This window comes from Nonomuraea sp. KM90, assembly GCF_052246675.1.
Taxonomy (GTDB): Bacteria; Actinomycetota; Actinomycetes; order Streptosporangiales; family Streptosporangiaceae; genus Nonomuraea.
Genome location: NZ_JBQQCB010000109.1, coordinates 1 through 16,369, shown reverse-complemented (window position 1 = coordinate 16,369; position 16,369 = coordinate 1). Strand labels below are relative to the sequence as shown.

General features: G+C 69.3%; 11 protein-coding genes. 9 read left to right on the top strand and 2 right to left on the bottom strand.

The genetic code is table 11. The features are described 5' to 3' along the window. The first annotated feature begins 214 nt into the window (after positions 1–214). The 9 genes from ACTWPW_RS50270 (at position 215) to ACTWPW_RS50230 (ending at position 14,532) form a co-directional block, all read left to right on the top strand. Positions 215–3,040: a carbohydrate-binding protein gene (locus tag ACTWPW_RS50270; RefSeq protein ID WP_443173040.1), complete on the top strand. Its 2,826-nt coding sequence runs from the start codon at positions 215–217 to the stop codon at positions 3,038–3,040. A gap of 10 nt (positions 3,041–3,050) precedes the next feature. Next, complete coding sequence (locus tag ACTWPW_RS50265) at positions 3,051–4,799, top strand: ThuA domain-containing protein (protein ID WP_375118175.1); 1,749 nt, start codon at positions 3,051–3,053, stop codon at positions 4,797–4,799. 240 nt (positions 4,800–5,039) lie between these two features. Next, the gene (locus ACTWPW_RS50260) at positions 5,040–5,168 is read left to right on the top strand and encodes a hypothetical protein (protein ID WP_443173039.1); all 129 of its coding nucleotides are present in this window, start codon (positions 5,040–5,042) and stop codon (positions 5,166–5,168) included. Positions 5,169–5,170: 2 nt separating this feature from the next. After that, complete coding sequence (locus tag ACTWPW_RS50255) at positions 5,171–6,601, top strand: sugar ABC transporter ATP-binding protein (protein WP_375118196.1); 1,431 nt, start codon at positions 5,171–5,173, stop codon at positions 6,599–6,601. Beyond that, on the top strand, positions 6,602–7,627 hold the full coding sequence (locus ACTWPW_RS50250; RefSeq protein WP_443173038.1) for an ABC transporter permease: 1,026 nt from the start codon (positions 6,602–6,604) through the stop codon (positions 7,625–7,627). It begins immediately after the preceding gene. After that, positions 7,624–8,574: an ABC transporter permease gene (locus ACTWPW_RS50245; RefSeq protein WP_443173037.1), complete on the top strand. Its 951-nt coding sequence runs from the start codon at positions 7,624–7,626 to the stop codon at positions 8,572–8,574. Before ACTWPW_RS50250 ends, ACTWPW_RS50245 begins: the two co-directional genes overlap by 4 nt. After that, positions 8,561–9,769 carry a substrate-binding domain-containing protein gene (locus ACTWPW_RS50240; protein ID WP_375118172.1) on the top strand — a complete coding sequence of 403 codons (1,209 nt, stop codon included), beginning with the start codon at positions 8,561–8,563 and terminating at the stop codon, positions 9,767–9,769. The genes ACTWPW_RS50245 and ACTWPW_RS50240 overlap by 14 nt, the downstream gene beginning before the upstream one ends. Before the next feature lie 38 nt (positions 9,770–9,807). Continuing rightward, a complete protein-coding gene (locus ACTWPW_RS50235; RefSeq protein ID WP_375118171.1) occupies positions 9,808–10,641 on the top strand; it encodes a sugar phosphate isomerase/epimerase family protein in 834 nt (277 codons plus the stop codon). Between the two features lie 408 nt (positions 10,642–11,049). After that, positions 11,050–14,532 (top strand): ThuA domain-containing protein, encoded by a 3,483-nt coding sequence (locus tag ACTWPW_RS50230; RefSeq protein WP_443173036.1) that lies wholly within the window; start codon positions 11,050–11,052, stop codon positions 14,530–14,532. A gap of 156 nt (positions 14,533–14,688) precedes the next feature. On the opposite strand, the gene ACTWPW_RS50225 is transcribed toward ACTWPW_RS50230, so the two are convergent. Next, positions 14,689–15,375, bottom strand: a complete 687-nt coding sequence (locus ACTWPW_RS50225) for an SDR family NAD(P)-dependent oxidoreductase (protein WP_375118169.1) — start codon at positions 15,373–15,375, stop codon at positions 14,689–14,691. Between the two features lie 72 nt (positions 15,376–15,447). Beyond that, entirely contained in the window at positions 15,448–16,050 is a 603-nt protein-coding gene (locus ACTWPW_RS50220; protein ID WP_443173035.1) for a TetR/AcrR family transcriptional regulator, read from the bottom strand. Positions 16,051–16,369: the final 319 nt, after the last annotated feature.

Here is a 16,369-nt window from a genome sequence, read left to right as displayed (position 1 = left end):
CCCCCCGTCACCTGAACCGACGTCGGCCTCCGACGGCTCTTCCCGCGCGACATCGATCGGCAACCAACACCTTCCTCACGGCCGGCCGCCGCAACCGGCGCCGGCCGTGAGGGAGCCAGAGGCGGCACTCCTCTGGGCACGAAGCGGAACCCCGGCAGGCGCGCGGTGGCGCGCCTTGCCCTGACCGATTTTCCTGTGTCAGGAGGGAACACTCATGTCCCGACGTCCGTGGCTCACCTTGCTGACCACGATGGCGCTGATCATTCCCGGAGCGCTCGCGCTCGACGCCTCCCCGGCGAACGCTCTCGTCATCCCGCCGGCCGACTACCAGCAGGTGTCTCTCGCGTCCGGCGGAGCGGAGCTGGGTGAGGCGATGTCGCTGGCCGTGATGCCGAACCGGTCGGTGGTGCACACGGCGCGCGACGGCACGGTGCGCGTCACCGACGCCAACGGCAACACGAAGGTGGCCGGCAGGCTCAACGTCTACACCCACGACGAGGAGGGCCTCCAGGGCGTGGCGGTCGACCCCGGCTTCGCGTCGAACCGGTACCTCTGGCTCTACTACTCCCCGCGGCTGAGCACGCCGAGCGGTGACGCGCCCAGCACCGGCACGCAGGCCCAGTTCGACCAGTGGAAGGGCGAGCTGTACCTGTCCCGGTTCACCCTGAAGACGGACGACACCCTCGACATGGCCAGCGAGAAGGTGGTCCTGCGGGTCCAGAACGACCGCGGCCAGTGCTGTCACGTGGGCGGGGACATCGACTTCGACGCCGCCGGCAACCTGTATCTGACGACCGGCGACGACACCAACCCGTTCGAGTCGAGCGGCTACTCCCCGCTGGACGAGCGGACCAACCGCAACCCGCAGTTCGACGCCCAGCGCTCGTCCGCCAACACCAACGACCTGCGCGGCAAGCTCCTGCGCATCAGACCGCAGCCCGACGGCACCTACACGATCCCCAGCGGCAACATGTTCGCGCCGGGGACGGCGAGGACCCGGCCGGAGATCTACGCCATGGGCTTCCGCAACCCGTTCCGGATGAGCGTGGACAAGGCGACCGGCATCGTCTACCTCGGCGACTACGGGCCGGACGCGGGTGTGACCAACTCCAACCGCGGGCCGAGCGGGCAGGTGGAGTTCGATCGCATCACCGGTCCGGGCAACTACGGCTGGCCGTACTGCACGGGTACGAACACCACCGGCGAGACCTACAACGAATGGAACTTCGCCACCAACAGCACCGGCCCGAAGTACGACTGCGCGGGCGGCCCGACCAACAACTCCTTCCGTAACACCGGCCTGACCACGCTGCCCCCGGCGAAGCCGGCGTGGATCAGGTACGCGGGGGACGCCGGAAGCCCGCCGGAGTTCGGCTCCGGATCGGAGTCGCCGATGGGCGGCCCGGTCTACCGTTACGATCCCAACCTGAATTCGGCCATCAAGTTCCCCCAGGTGCTCGACGGGCGGTATTTCGCCGGTGAATACGGCCGGCGCTGGATCAAGGCGATCGAGGTCAAGCCGGACGGCGCCTACGGGGAGATCTCGGCGTTCCCCTGGTCGGGGACACAGGTGATGGACATGGCCTTCGGTCCTGACGGCGCCCTGTACGTCCTCGACTACGGCTCCGGGGCGAACAACCAGGCGCTGTATCGCATCGAGCACATCGGCAACGCCAACCGCAACCCGATCGCCAAGGCGGCCGCCGACAAGACGTCGGGACCGGCTCCGCTGACGGTGAACTTCTCCTCGGCGGGCAGCTCCGATCCGGAGGGCGGCGCGCTGACCTACTCGTGGAGCTTCGGCGACGGCACCACCTCCACGGCGGCGAACCCGAGCAAGACCTACACCACCAACGGCGCCTACACGGCGACGCTGACGGTCCGGGACCCGCAGGGTCTCACCGGCACGGCGAACGTGATCGTGACCGTCGGCAACACCGCGCCGACGGTCAGCCTCACCACCCCTGCCGACGGGCAACTGTTCTCCTTCGGTGACACCGTGCCCTTCCAGGTCACCGTCAGCGACCCGGAGGACGGCACGATCGACTGCACCGGCGTAACCGTCGCCTACTTCCTCGGCCACGACAGCCACCGCCACAAGATCACCTCCTCGACCGGCTGCTCGGGCTCCATCGCGGTGCCGGTCGACGGCGAGCACGACGCCGGTGCCAACATCTACGGCGTCTTCGAGGCCTCCTACACCGACAAGGGCGGTCTGACCTCCACCAGCGCCCGTACGCTCCAGCCCCGGCACCGGCAGGCGGAGCACTTCGGCGCCCAGCAGGGCATCCAGACGGCTGACCACGCCACCGCGGAGGGCGGCAGGACGGTCGGCTTCACCGACGACGGCGACTGGATCTCCTTCCAGCCGTACAACGTGGGTAACGCGACGAGGATCACCGCTCGGGTGTCCTCGGCCGGGGCGGGTGGCCGGATCGAGGTGCGGGCGGGCTCGGCGACGGGCACACTGCTGGGCACGGTGAACGTGACGAGCACCGGCGGCTGGGACACCTTCGCCGACGTCTCGGCGAACCTCAGCGGCGCGCCGGCCGGCACGACGACGCTCTATCTGGTCTTCCGCGGCCCGACCGGACAGGGCTACCTGTTCGACGTGGACGCCTTCACCTTCGACACCGGCACCCCGCCCTCGGGGAGCACGAGCGCGCTGCGGGGCGTGGGGTCGGGCCGGTGCCTGGACGTCAACGGCGCCTCGCAGGCCAACGGCGCGCTGGCGCAGATCTGGGACTGCAACGGTCAGCCCAACCAGCAGTGGACCACCACCAGCGCCGGTGAGCTGCGGGTCTACGGCGGCAAGTGCCTGGACGTGAACGCGGCGGGGACGGCCGACGGCACCGCGGTGATCATCTGGGACTGCAACGGCCAGAACAACCAGAAGTGGCGCCTCAACGCCGACGGCAGCATCACCGCGATCGGCGCGAACAAGTGCCTGGACGTCACCGGCTCCGGCACCGCCAACGGCACCAAGCTGCGCATCTGGACCTGCACCGGAGGAACCAACCAGCGCTGGACCCGCGTCTGAAGGGACACTCATGCCACGACATCTGACCCCCGCCGCGCTCGGGCGCACCGCGGGGAGCGACCGAAAGACATCCGTGCTGCGCCGCCTGTCAGTGGCGGTGGTGGCGTTCATCGCCGCCGCGACGATGATCCCCGCCATCCCCGCCCAGGCCGCCGCCTTCAAGGTGCTGGTGTTCTCCAAGACGGTCGGGTTCCGGCACGACTCGATCCCCGCCGGGATCCAGGCCATCCGCGAGCTGGGCACCGCCAACGACTTCGCCGTCGACGCGACCGAGGACTCCACCGCCTTCAGCGCGGCCAACCTGGCCCAGTACAAGGCGGTGGTGTTCCTCAACACCACCGGTGACGTGCTGAACGACAGCCAGCAGGCCGCCTTCCAGACGTACGTGGACGGCGGGGGCGGTTACGTAGGGGTGCATTCGGCCGCGGACACCGAATACAACTGGGCGTACTACGGGCAGCTGATGGGGGCCTGGTTCAACAACCACCCGGCGATCCAGCAGGCCACCGTGCGGACCGAGGACCGGGCGCACGCCGCGACCGCTCACCTCGGGGCGACCTGGTCACGTACCGACGAGTGGTACAACTACCGCTCCAACCCCCGCCCGAACGTCCGGGTGCTGCAGAGCCTGGACGAGGGCAGCTACAGCGGCGGCGGCATGGGCGATCACCCGATCACCTGGTGCCGCCCGCAGTCCGCCGGCCGCGCCTTCTACACCGGTCTGGGGCACACCCAGGAGTCGTACGCCGATCCGGGCTTCCGCACGCTGCTGCTCGGCGGGATCCGGTACGCGGCCAAGGCCACCAACGCCGACTGCCGTCCGGAGACCGGGTACACGACGCTGTACAACGGCTCGACGACGGGCTGGTCGCAGGCGGGGCCGGGGTCGTTCGCCAACAGCGACGCCACGCTGACCTCCCAGGGCGGCATGGGGATGTTGTGGTACAACTCCAAGGAGTTCCGCTCGTACTCCCTCAAGCTCGACTGGAAGCTGACCGGCGACTCCAACTCCGGCGTGATCGTCGGGTTCCCGGCCACGAGCGACCCCAACGCGGCGCTCAACACCGGGTACGAGGTGCAGATCGACGCAACCGACACCGCGGACAGGACGACCGGGGCGATCTACGGGTTCAAGGCCGCCGACATCGCCGCCCGCGACGCGGCGCTGAACCCGCCGGGGCAGTGGAACACCTACGAGCTGCTGGTGGAGGGCGAGCGGCTGCAGGTGTTCCTGAACGGCAGCAAGATCAACGATTTCACCAACACCGATCCGGTCCGCTCGCTTCAGCAGGGCTACCTCGGCATCCAGAACCACGGGCCCGGCGACGTGGTGTCCTTCCGCAACATCCGCATCAAGGAACTGACCAGCACACCGGGCAGTACGAGCGCGCTGCGGGGTGTGGGATCGAACCGGTGCCTGGACGTCAGCGGCGCCTCGCAGGCCAACGGCGCGGCGGCGCAGATCTGGGACTGCAACGGGCAGGCCAACCAGCGGTGGACCACCACCAGCGCCGGTGAGCTGCGGGTCTACGGCGGCAAGTGCCTGGACGTGAACGGCGCCGGGACCGCGGACGGCACCGCGGTGATCATCTGGGACTGCAACGGGCAGAACAACCAGAAGTGGCGCCTCAACGCCGACGGCAGCATCACCGCCGTCGGGGCGAACAAGTGCCTGGACGTCAGCGGCACCGCCAACGGCACCAGGGCGCGCATCTGGACCTGCACCGGCGGAGCCAACCAGCGCTGGACCCGCGTCTGACGCCATCCGTCCCACTCCGGAGTGCGTCAGCACTCCGGAGTGGAGCCGTGCCGCGACGGCAGGGACGGCCACGGGCCCGTACTGTCGACGGTCACGCATAAGCGGGCTGATCGCTGTCCTATCGCCCCGATGCCACATCGTGGATCGGCCCGATATCCTTCGCAATCTCCCCCCCATTATGTCGTGCCGGTTCGAACTTTTGCTTGACCCTCGATATAAGCCCGCCTAGCATCCCGCATCATGAGGCACATAAGCCTGAAACTTTTCGAGGCGGGCCTGCTCGCGACGGCGCCGTTCGTGTCCCGCTTCCACGACCGTTCCGGCGCCGTGCTCACGTCCGCTCGGGCGAGAAGGCGGGCCACGTGCTGAGCATGCGCGGCATCGGCAAGAGCTTCCTGGGCGTGCGGGTGCTGTCCGGGATAGACCTGGAGGTGACGGCCGGCGAGGTCCACGCCGTCGTCGGCGAGAACGGCGCCGGCAAATCCACCCTCATGAAGATCATCTGCGGGGTGCACGCGCCGGACGAGGGCACGATCGAGATCGACGGCCGGCCCGTCTCCTTCGGCCACCCGATCGAGGCGCAGCGCTCCGGCATCGCGATCATCTACCAGGAGTTCAACCTGCTGCCCGAGCGCACCGTCGCCGAGAACGTGTTCCTCGGGCGCGAGCCCGTCAGGCGCGGCCTGGTCGACCGGGCCGCCATGGAGGAGGCGACCGCGCGGCTCCTCGACGAGCTGGGCGAGGATCCGTTCGGCCCCCGCGACGTCGTCAAGCGCCTGCCGGTGGCCCAGCAGCAGATCGTCGAGATCGTCAAGGCGTTGTCGATGGACGCCCGGCTCGTCGTCATGGACGAGCCCAGCGCGGCGCTCGCCGAGCACGAGGTCGAGTTGCTCCACCGGCTGATCGGGCGGCTGAGGGAACGCGGCGTCGCCGTCGTGTACATCTCCCACCGATTACGCGAGGTGTTCGACCTCGCCGACCGGGTCACCGTACTGAAGGACGGCTCGCGCGTCACCACGCTCCCGATCGGCGAGGTGACCTCCGACGAGCTGATCCGCCTGATGGTGGGCCGCGACCTCGGCACCTACTTCCCGCCCCGCTCGGCGGGCGCCGGCGAGGTACGGCTCAGCCTGCGCGCGGCCGGCAACCACAAGCTCCGCGACATCGATCTGGACCTGCGCGCCGGGGAGATCGTCGGCATCGCGGGGCTGCAGGGATCCGGCAGATCGGAGCTGGCCAAAGCGATCTTCGGCGCGGAGCCGTTCACCACGGGCGAGATGATCCCGTCGCGCCCGCGCACGGTCCGGGAAGGCGTGGCCATGGGCATCGGGCTCGTGACCGAGGACCGCAAGGCCGAAGGGCTCGCGCTGCGGCAGTCCGTGCGCGACAACGTCCTGCTCGTCGCCCGCGCGGTGGGCGCCGGGAACCGCGACGGCGTCCGCGACCTGCTCGAACGGGTACGCCTCTCGCCTGCGCGCCGGGAACAGGAGGTCCGCTACCTGTCCGGCGGCAATCAGCAGAAGGTCGTGCTCGTCAAATGGATGACGATGGCGCCGCGGGTGCTGCTGTTCGACGAACCGACCCGGGGGGTGGACGTCGGGGCCAAGGCCGCGATCCACGACCTGATGCGCGAACTGGCGAACGACGGCGTGGCCATCATGATGATCTCTTCCGAGCTGCCCGAGCTCATCGGCATGAGCGATCGCGTCGTCGTGCTGCGCGACGGCCGCGTCGCGGGCACGCTGCCGGCCGGGGCCTCCGAGGAGGCCATCATGCGCCTGGCCGCAGGAGAGGTGGCCTGAATGAACCTGCTCACGCGCGCCCGCCGCCCCGCCCGCCGCGGCCGGGCGCACGGCGGGCGGGGTGGCGGCCTGGCGGCGCACCTGCGCGAACCCACGCAGGTGGTGTTCCTCGCGCTGCTCGGCCTGGTCGCGGTCGGCTGGGTCCTCGTCGCGCTCGACGGCGGCCAGTTCCTCACCATGGAGAGCGTCGTCGGGATCCAGCAGCGTTCCGCGGCCCTCGGCATCGTGGCGATCGGGCAGACGCTGGCGATCCTGGCCGGCTCGCTCGACCTGTCCGTGGCGTACCTGATCAGCCTGTCCTCGCTGGTCGCGGCGGAGATCATGGCGGGCCAGGACGGGAACGTCGGGCCGGCGATCGCCGCGGTGCTGGCCATCAGCGCGCTGGTGGGACTGGTCAACGGGCTGGTCATCACCAGGCTCCAGGTCCACGCCTTCATCGCCACGCTCGGCGTCGCCCTGATCATCAAGGGCATCGTCGACCACCTGTACGACGGCCCGGCGGGCAAGGTGCCCGAGTCGTTCCAGCTCCTCGGCTACTCCCGCATCGGGCCGATCCCCGTCTCCGCCCTGCTCTGGGCGGGCGTGGCCGTCGTGGCCTGGTTCCTGCTGAGCAGGACCCGGCTGGGATACCGGATCTACGCGGTGGGCGGCAACGAGGAGGTCGCCCGGCTGTCCGGGATCCGTACGGGCCGGGTCATCGTGCTCACTCACGTGCTCTGCTCGGTCTGCGCCGGCATCGCGGGTCTGCTGCTGGCCAGCAGGCTCGGGGCGGGGGCGCCCACGGTGGGCACCGACGGCGGCTACGACCTGGAGTCCATCGCCGCGGTCGTGCTCGGCGGGACCGCGCTGGCCGGAGGCAAGGGCGGGGTCGCCGGAACCGTGGGCGGGGTCCTGCTGCTGGCCGTCCTGGACACCATCTTCAACCAGCTCGAGGTCAACTCCTTCGTCAAGGACGTGGTCCGCGGCGTGGTCATCGTCATCGCGGTGGCCGTCTACGCCCGGCGCGGAACAAGGCGGTCGGCATGAAGCGGGCACTTCCCATCCTCGCGGTCCTCGTGGTGCTGCTGGCCGCGATCGCGATCGCCAACCCCTACTTCCTGGAGCCCGCCGGGTTCCTGGCGTTCCTCAAACGGGCCGCGCCGCTGGTGATCCTCGCCGCGGGACAGTATTTCGTCATCGTCTCCGGCGAGTTCGACCTGTCGGTCGGCTCCCTGGTGACGGCCGAAGTGGTGATCGCCGCGCGGCTCATCGACGGCGACGAGTCCGCCACCTGGCCGGTCCTCGCCCTGCTGATCGTCGTCGGGCTGCTCGTCGGGCTGGTCAACGGCGTGGTCACCACCAAGCTGCGGGTGCCGTCGTTCATCGTGACGCTCGGCATGCTGCTCGTCCTCAGCGGGGCGGTCTTCCTCTGGACCGGGGGCGCGCCGCGTGGAGCGCTGTCGGAGAGCTTCCGGGTCTTCGGCCGCGGCGGCCTCGGGCCGCTGCCGTGGTCGGTGCTGATCCTGCTGGCCGCGGGCGCGGCGGCGATCTGGCTCATGCGCGCCGACTTCGGCAGGACCCTCATCGCCACCGGCGACAACGAGCGCGCCGCGGCACTGTCCGGGGTCCGGGTCGACCGGGCCAAGATCTTCGCCTTCATGCTCTCCGGTCTGTCCGCCGCCGTCGCGGGGATCCTGCTCGGCGGTTTCGCCGGGGTCTCGGCGCAGGTGGGCCAGGGACTGGAGTTCTCCGCCATCACCGCGGTCGTCCTCGGCGGCGTGGTGCTCGGCGGCGGCCGCGGCTCCGTGCTGGCCGCCATGGCCGGGGCCGTCACGCTGGAGGCGCTGTTCACCCTGCTCAACCTGTACGGAATCTCGGGGGCGCTGGAGTTCACCGTGCAGGGCGTCATCATCATCGCCGCGGTCGCGGCGGGAGCCATCCGACTTCCCTGGAAGTCCACCCCCCGAAGAGGAGACGCACATGCCGCGTCATAAGGCCGCAGTCGCCGTGTTCACCGCGCTCGTCCTCGCCGGCTGCACCACCGACAAGCCGACGGCCACCGCCCAGCCCGCGACGCCCGCGGCGAGCGCCGGCCAGAGCGCCCAGGGTTCCGGCACGGGCGCGCAGTCGAAGTTCTTCGTGCAGGCGGACTTCGACGCCCAGCTGTCCATGCGCTCCCAGGCACCGCAGGGCCCCACGGACAAGCCCTGGGAGCAGGCCATCGCCCCGAAGATGATCGACACGGCACAGTACAAGAAGGACGGGCCGTACCACCTGTGCTTCTCCAACGCGGCGGTCAACAACCCCTGGCGCCAGGTCGGGTGGAAGACGATGCAGGCCGAGGTCGGCCTGCACAAGGAGATCGACAAGTTCACCGCGCTGGATGCCGAGGGCAAGGACGACAAGCAGATCTCCGACATCGCCGAGCTGCAGGCGAAGGGCTGCGACGCGCTGATCATCTCGCCGAACACCACGGCGACGCTCACCCCCGCCGTGACGGCCGCCTGCGGGAAGGTGCCCGTCATCGTGTTCGACCGGGGCGTGGAGACGGACTGCCCGGTGACGTTCATCAAGCCCATCGGCGGCTACGCCTTCGGCGCCGACGCCGCCGAGTTCCTGGTCGAGAAGGTGCCGGCGGGCGGGAAGGTGCTGGCGCTGCGCATCCTGCCCGGCGTGGACGTGCTGGAGACCCGCTGGTCGGCCGCGAAGGTGGTCTTCGACAAGAGCAGCCTCCAGGTGGTGGGGGTGGAGTTCACCGACGGCGACGCCGCCAAGACCAAGAGCATCGTCAGCGACTACATCCAGCGGCACGGCAAGATCGACGGCGTCTGGATGGACGCCGGCGCCACGGCGGTGGCCGCGATCGAGGCGTTCGAGGACGCCGGCCTGCCGGTGCCGCCGATCAACGGCGAGGACCAGCAGGACTTCCTGCAGAAGTGGAAGGACGCGAACCTCGCCGCCGTCGCACCCACGTACCCGACCTACCAGTGGCGCACCCCGATCATCGCCGCGCTGAAGATCCTCAAGGGCGAGGAGGTGCCCGAGATGTGGAACCTGCCGCAGCCGAAGGTCACCAGCGAGAACCTGTCGGCCTACCTCAAGCCCAACATGCCGCCGCTGCACTACGCGCTGTGCGGTTGTGAGGACCTGCCCGGGTTCCCGGAGACCTGGGGCGGGAAGAAGAGCTGATCGGCTCCTTCCGCGAACCGACGACGAAGAGGGACGCCATGTTCTCCATCGGAGTGAACACCTGGGTCTGGGTCTCCCCGCTGACCGACGACGACCTGGCGCGGCTCGCGCCCCGCATCGCCCGGTGGGGCTTCGACGTCATCGAGCTGCCCGTCGAGCAGCCCGGCGACTGGAACCCGGACAAGGCCGCGGCGGTGCTCGCCGAGCACGGGCTGGCCGCGTCCGTGGTGCTGGTCATGCCGCCGGGGCGCGAGCTCGTGGCCGCCTCCCCGGAGATCGTCCGCGACACCCAGGACTATCTGCGGCACTGCGTCGACGTGGCGGTGACCGTCGGCTCCCCGGTGATCGGGGGGCCGGCGTACGCCTCGGTCGGCCGTACGTGGCGGCTGTCGCCGGACGAGCGCCGGGGGGTCTACGCCGAGCTGCGTGAGCATCTGCGGCCCGTCCTGGACCATGCGGCCGAGCGCGGGGTGAAGCTCGCGGTCGAGCCGCTCAACCGGTACGAGACCAGCCTCGTCAACACCGTCGAGCAGGCGCTCGACGCGCTGCCCGAGGACTGCCACCTGGCACTCGACGTCTACCACATGAACATCGAGGAGAAGGACCCTGCCCAGGCGGTGCGGGTCGCGGCGGATCGCATCGCGCACGTGCAGGTGTGCGGCACCGATCGCGGCACGCCGGGGGCCGACCGCTTCGACTGGCCCGGCTTCACCCAGGCCCTGCGCGACGCCGGTTATCGAGGGCCGCTCGTCATCGAGTCGTTCACCGCGCACAACCGGACCATCGCCACCGCGGCCTCCATCTGGCGGCCCCTCGCGGAGAGCCAGAACGCGCTGGCCGTGGACGGCCTGGCCTACCTGCGCACCCTCTGACGCCCGCCTCCCCGGGCCTGAAAGTTTCATACTCATTCTCCCTTCGAGCGCTCGAGACGCGACAACCGATGGTTGTCGCGTCAGGAGTGGCGGAACGGCCAGGAGGCCATTGATATGGCTTCTACCTGCAGATTTTCGAGATGGGCGGCGAGGTCCTCGCTCGGGAGGAAAGCGAAGACGGCCCCCTGTTCGCCGGATAAGCGTGCTTGACAGTCATCTTGTGCAGGCTTATTTTCATTCCGAATCGATCAGTTGCATGGTCAGGCCCCGCACCCACCGCGCCACGCGCCATCCACCGATCATGGCGTCCTTGCCGCAAGACCGGCCCGGCGAGCCGAGACGACGCATGCCTTCCCATCGCCACCCGTCAACTCCGACCGTTGCCGGTAACCCCCCAGGAGATCCTTCATGCGAAGATCACGCCTGTTCTCCGCCCTGGCCGCGGCCTTGTTAGGGCTGTTGGTGTCCTCGGCGCCGCTGGTGGCGCACGCGGCCGCTCCGCAGTTCAAGGTGCTGCTGTTCTCCGAGACGGCGAGCGGCGCCTACAGGCATGACTCCATCCCCGCCGGCGTCGCGATGTTCCAGCAACTGGCGACCGACAACAACTTCCAGGTCGACCACAGCGAGAACTCCGCCGTCTTCACGAGCGCGACCCTGAACACCTACGACGCGGTGATCATGTTCCAGACCAGCGGCATGGTGTGGGACAACGACGCCCAGCGTCAGGCCTTCCAGGCTTATGTGCGCAGCGGTCGCGGCGTCGTCGCCATCCACAACGCCACCGACATGAACATCGAGACGCAGTTTCCCTGGTGGGACCAGGTCGTCCTGGCCGGCGCACACATGACCGCGCATTCGGCGGTCCTCCAGGGCACCGCCAAGGTGGCCGACAAGGCGCACCCCTCCACGAAGGGCCTGCCGGATCGGTGGGTGCGCTCGGAGGAGTGGTACAACTTCGACAAGAACATGCGGGGCTCGGTGCACGTCCTGGTGACCGCGGACGAGACCACCTATGACGCGGGGCCGAACAAGATGGGCGCCGACCACCCGATCTCCTGGTGCCACAACCCGGAGGGCGGCCGGGTGTGGGCCACCGCGATGGGTCACCAGGCGTCCTCCTACTCCGAGCCGCAGTTCAAACAGCACCTGCTGGGTGCGGTGCAGTGGGCGGCGGGCGCGGCGCCGGGTGACTGCGGCGGCACGGTCGCGGCCCGGTTCCAGAAGGTGACCCTCGACGGCGCCCCCGACCAGCCGATGGAACTGGACGTGGCCGCCGACGGCAGGGTCTTCTACATCTCGCGCTCCGGCAAGGTGAACCTGATCCCCGCCAATGGCGGGGGCACGCGCGTCATCGGCACCCTGTCGGTGTACGACGGCGGCGAGGACGGCGGCATCGGGCTGGCGCTGGATCCGAACTTCGCCACCAACGGCTGGATCTACGTCAACTATTCGCCGTCCAACGGCGGTGAGGTGAACCGGGTGTCGAGGTTCACCTTCAACGGCACCAGCCTCGACCTGGCGAGCGAGAAGAAGATCATCGAGGTTCCGGCGTACCGCAACGTCGACGAGCCCGGCCACACCGGCGGCTACCTCGCGTTCGGGCCGGGCGGCAACCTGTACATCGGCCCGGGTGACGACACCAACCCCAACGGCTCCAGCGGGTACGCCCCGATCGACGAGCGGCCGGGCCGGGAGCATTTCGACGCCCAGCGGTCCTCGGCCAACACCAACGACCTGCGCGGCAAGATCCTGCGCATCCACCCCGAGCCCGACGGCACCTACACGATCCCGTCCGGCAACCTGTTCACGCCCGGCACCGCCAGGACCCGGCCGGAGATCTACGCGATGGGTTTCCGCAACCCGTTCCGCTTCTCGGTGGACAAGGTGACAGGCTGGATCTCGGTGGGTGACTACGGCCCCGACGCGGGCGCCGCCAACCCCAACCGCGGTCCCGAGGGCACCGTCGAGTGGAACCTGATCAAGCAGCCGGGCTTCTACGGCTGGCCGTACTGTGTGGGCAACAACATCCCGTTCAACGACTTCAACTTCGCCACCAACACCTCCGGCGCGAAGTTCAACTGCTCGGCACCGGTCAACGACTCGCCCAACAACACCGGCCTGAACAGCCTGCCCGCGGCCAAGCCCGCGACCGTGTGGTACAACTACCACGCCTCGGCCGAGTTCCCCGAGATCAACTGCTGTGGCGGTGCCGCACCGATGGGCGGCCCGTTCTACCACTACGACCCGGCCAGCAGCTCGGACCGGAAGTTCCCCGCGTATTTCGAGGGCACGCCGTTCTTCTATGAATGGAGCCGCAACTTCGTCAAGGAGCTCCGCCTGGACTCCGCGGGCAACCTCCTGAAGATCAACCCCTTCGTGGCACAGCTCGCCCCGCGTGCGCCGATCGACATGAAGTTCGGCCCGGACGGCGCCCTGTACATGGCCGACTGGGGCAACGGCTTCGGCCACGCGAACACCGATGACAGCATCTACCGTGTCGACTACGTGGCCGGGAACCGCGCGCCCCTGGCCAAGGCGAGCGCCAACCCCGACTCGGGCACGGCACCGCTGGCGGTGGCGTTCTCCTCGGCCGGTTCAGCCGACCCCGACGGCGACGCGATCACCTACGCGTGGGAGTTCGGCGACGGCGGCACCTCCACCAGCGCCAACCCCTCCCACACCTACAACACCAACGGCACGTACACGGCCAGGCTGACCGTACGGGACTCCGGCGGGAAGACGGGCAGCGTCACGTTGCCCATCGTCGTCGGCAACACCCGTCCCAAGGTGGCCTTCTCGGCTCCACCCGACGGCGGGTTCATCGACTTCGGCGACCAGGTGGCCTACACGGTGAACGTCACCGACGCCGAGGACGGCTCCGTCGACTGCACCAAGGTCAACGTGATCACGGCGCTCGGCCATGACCAGCACGCCCACGACACCGGCCAGTACACCGGTTGCTCCGGGACGGTCACGACCACCGCCTCCGGCCATGACGAGGCCTCCAACGTCTACTACGTCCTGTCCGCCGACTACACCGACACGGGCGGCCTGAAGGGCTCCGCCGGCCTCACCCTGCAGCCGAAGCACAAGCAGGCCGAGCACTTCACCGGCTCGTCCGGGATCCGCATCGTCGACGAGTCCGGAGCCGAAGGCGGCAGGCGCATCGGCGACATCTCCAACAACGACTGGATCTCCTTCAGCCCGATCAACCTGTCCGGGATCGACACGGTGTCCTTCCGCGTCTCGGCACCGTCCAGCACCGGGGCGTCCATCGAACTGCGCGCCGACTCGCCGACCGGGGCCCTCCTCGCCTCCAGCCCCGTGCCGGCGACCGGGGGATGGAACACCTACGTGTCGCTGCCCGCGGCGCAGGTCACCGACCCCGGTGGCACCCGCAACGTCCACGTCGTGTTCAAGGCGCCCACCGCGAACTCGTTCGACGTGGACTCCATCACCTTCAACGGCAGGGGCGTCGGGCAGGGTGACGGCCCGCCGCCGGACAGCACGAGCGCGCTGCGGGGTGTGGCCTCCAACCGGTGCCTGGACCTCAACGGAGCCACGCAGACGAACGGCACGCAGGTGCAGATCTGGGACTGCAACGGGGGGCCCAACCAGCAGTGGACGTCGACCGAATCGGGTGAGCTCCGGGTGTACGGCAACAAGTGCCTGGACGTGAACGGGGCCGGGACGGCGGACGGCACCGCGGTGATCATCTGGGACTGCAACGGCCAGAACAACCAGAAGTGGCGCCTCAACGCCGACGGCAGCATCACCGCCGTCGGGGCGAACAAGTGCCTGAACGTCACCGGCTCCGGCACCGCCAACGGCACCAAGGTGCAGATCTGGGCGTGCAACGGCCAGAACAGCCAGAAGTGGACCCGCGTCTGATCCCCGTGTGACGCCCGAACCCTGGAGCCGGCCCGCCTCCCTGCGGCCGGCTCCAGCCTCCTCGCCGCGAGGGCGTCGGTCCGGAGTGCGACGTCCAGGGCGGCGACGCGCTCGATGAGTGCCAGGCGGGTGCGGGCTACGGCGGCCCCGGCGCGTCTACCAGCGCAACTCCCCGTTTTCGTCCTGGAAGGTTCCCGTCGGACCGTCCGCGTCGAGAGTCGCCAGACGCACGACAGTTCTGGCGCTCTCCTCCGGTGATCTTCCGCCTCCGAAGGCCGCGGTCATGTCGGTGGCGGTGAAGCCGGGCTCGAGCGCGTTGAACCTGATGCCCGGCTGGGACTTGGCGTACTGGACCGTGAGCATGGTGGCTGCCGCCTTGGACGCGGAGTAGAGCGTGGCCGTCAGGTGGAACTCCGGCCGTTCGGGGTTGTTCACCGCCCAGAATGACCCGGCGCTGCTCGAAACGGTGACCACGTTAGGGTTCGGTGATCTGCGCAGCAGGGGGAGTGCCGCCTCCGTGACGCGCACGATTCCCACCGCGTTGGTGTCGAAAACCCGGAGAGCCGTGGGCCCGTCGACGACTCCGTCCTCCAGGATGCCCGCGTTGTGCACCAGCACGTCGAGCCGGCCCTCGGCCGAATCGATCGTCGCCAGCGCGCGGCTCACCGATGCGTCGTCGGTCACGTCGAGCTGCACGAATCGTGCGCCAAGCTCTGCCGCGGCCTTCTCGCCCCGCTCGACGTCACGCGCGCCGATGTAGACAACGTGGCCCAGCTCCAGAAGCTGTTTGGCCGTCTCGAAGCCGATGCCCTTGTTGGCCCCGGTGATCAGTGCGATGGTCATGTTATCGCCTTTCTGTATTACAGAATCCAAAATTTGGGCAAGCGGATGCCCGCGTGACCGGGGTGCTCGTTCTCAGCCGAGGAGTGAGCGCAGGCCGTCGAGTGCGATCCGCCGCAGCAGCCCGGACTCGACCCCGGCCTGCGCGGTCACCCGCAACCCGGAGATGACCGTCATCACCAGCAGGGCCCCCTCGTGCGGGTCGGCATCCGCTCGGATGCTGCCGTCGAGGCGCCCGGCCCGGATCGCCCCCTCAAGGAGGTCCAGGTGCTCGCGCAGGTTGCGATCGAGGATGCGGGCCACGCGCTCGTCCCGCTCGCGCAGGTCAGGGGTCATCATGCTGTGCACCACCATGCATCCGGCCGCATGCCCCCGCTCGCGTGCCGCGCGCTCCTCCTCGACGACGCCCTCCATCAGGCCGCGAAGCCGCTCGGCCCCGCTGAGCCGGTCATCGGCGAGCACCTGCGCCCGACACTCCCGGAACCCGGCCACGTACCGCTCCAGTGCGCGCACGAACAGTTCGTCCTTCGAGATGAAGGCGTTGTACAGGCTGCTGCGCCGCACCCCCGCCGCCTCGCAGAGCTGCTCGGTCGAGGTATCGGCGAAGCCGTGTATCCGGAACTCCGCCGCCGCCGCGTCGAGCGCGGCGGTCTCGTCGAAGGATCGTGGCCTGCCCATGTGGGGGATGCTACCAGGTTTTGTATTTAATAATCCAGAACCAGCCCCTCGGGATGGTTGCGGCGGGCGAGCAGAAGGCCCTCGCCGGTCGCGCCGTACGCCGCCCGCTCCTGAGCTGAGGAGGGGCGGCCCGGACAGCCGGGCCGCCCCGAGACGATTCCGGTTCTTCGGAGCCGGATCCGTGTCGCGCCGTCAGCGCTGCAGTGTCAGCACGCCTGGCCGGTAGGGCAGCAGGCCGTAGTCGCCGCCGGAGTTGGGGCTGCGGCCCTGGTAGAGCAGTTGCAGGTTGCAGGGGTCGATGGTCATGGTCTGGTCGGCG

Bases quoted from the DNA above. Each gene is read 5' to 3' on its own strand.
- ACTWPW_RS50270 (WP_443173040.1), top strand. From the start codon at position 215: ATGTCCCGACGTCCGTGGCTCACCTTGCTGACCACGATGGCGCTGATC.
- ACTWPW_RS50265 (WP_375118175.1), top strand. From the start codon at position 3,051: ATGCCACGACATCTGACCCCCGCCGCGCTCGGGCGCACCGCGGGGAGC.
- ACTWPW_RS50260 (WP_443173039.1), top strand. From the start codon at position 5,040: ATGAGGCACATAAGCCTGAAACTTTTCGAGGCGGGCCTGCTCGCGACG.
- ACTWPW_RS50255 (WP_375118196.1), top strand. From the start codon at position 5,171: ATGCGCGGCATCGGCAAGAGCTTCCTGGGCGTGCGGGTGCTGTCCGGG.
- ACTWPW_RS50250 (WP_443173038.1), top strand. From the start codon at position 6,602: ATGAACCTGCTCACGCGCGCCCGCCGCCCCGCCCGCCGCGGCCGGGCG.
- ACTWPW_RS50245 (WP_443173037.1), top strand. From the start codon at position 7,624: ATGAAGCGGGCACTTCCCATCCTCGCGGTCCTCGTGGTGCTGCTGGCC.
- ACTWPW_RS50240 (WP_375118172.1), top strand. From the start codon at position 8,561: ATGCCGCGTCATAAGGCCGCAGTCGCCGTGTTCACCGCGCTCGTCCTC.
- ACTWPW_RS50235 (WP_375118171.1), top strand. From the start codon at position 9,808: ATGTTCTCCATCGGAGTGAACACCTGGGTCTGGGTCTCCCCGCTGACC.
- ACTWPW_RS50230 (WP_443173036.1), top strand. From the start codon at position 11,050: ATGCGAAGATCACGCCTGTTCTCCGCCCTGGCCGCGGCCTTGTTAGGG.
- ACTWPW_RS50225 (WP_375118169.1), bottom strand. From the start codon at position 15,375: ATGACCATCGCACTGATCACCGGGGCCAACAAGGGCATCGGCTTCGAG.
- ACTWPW_RS50220 (WP_443173035.1), bottom strand. From the start codon at position 16,050: ATGGGCAGGCCACGATCCTTCGACGAGACCGCCGCGCTCGACGCGGCG.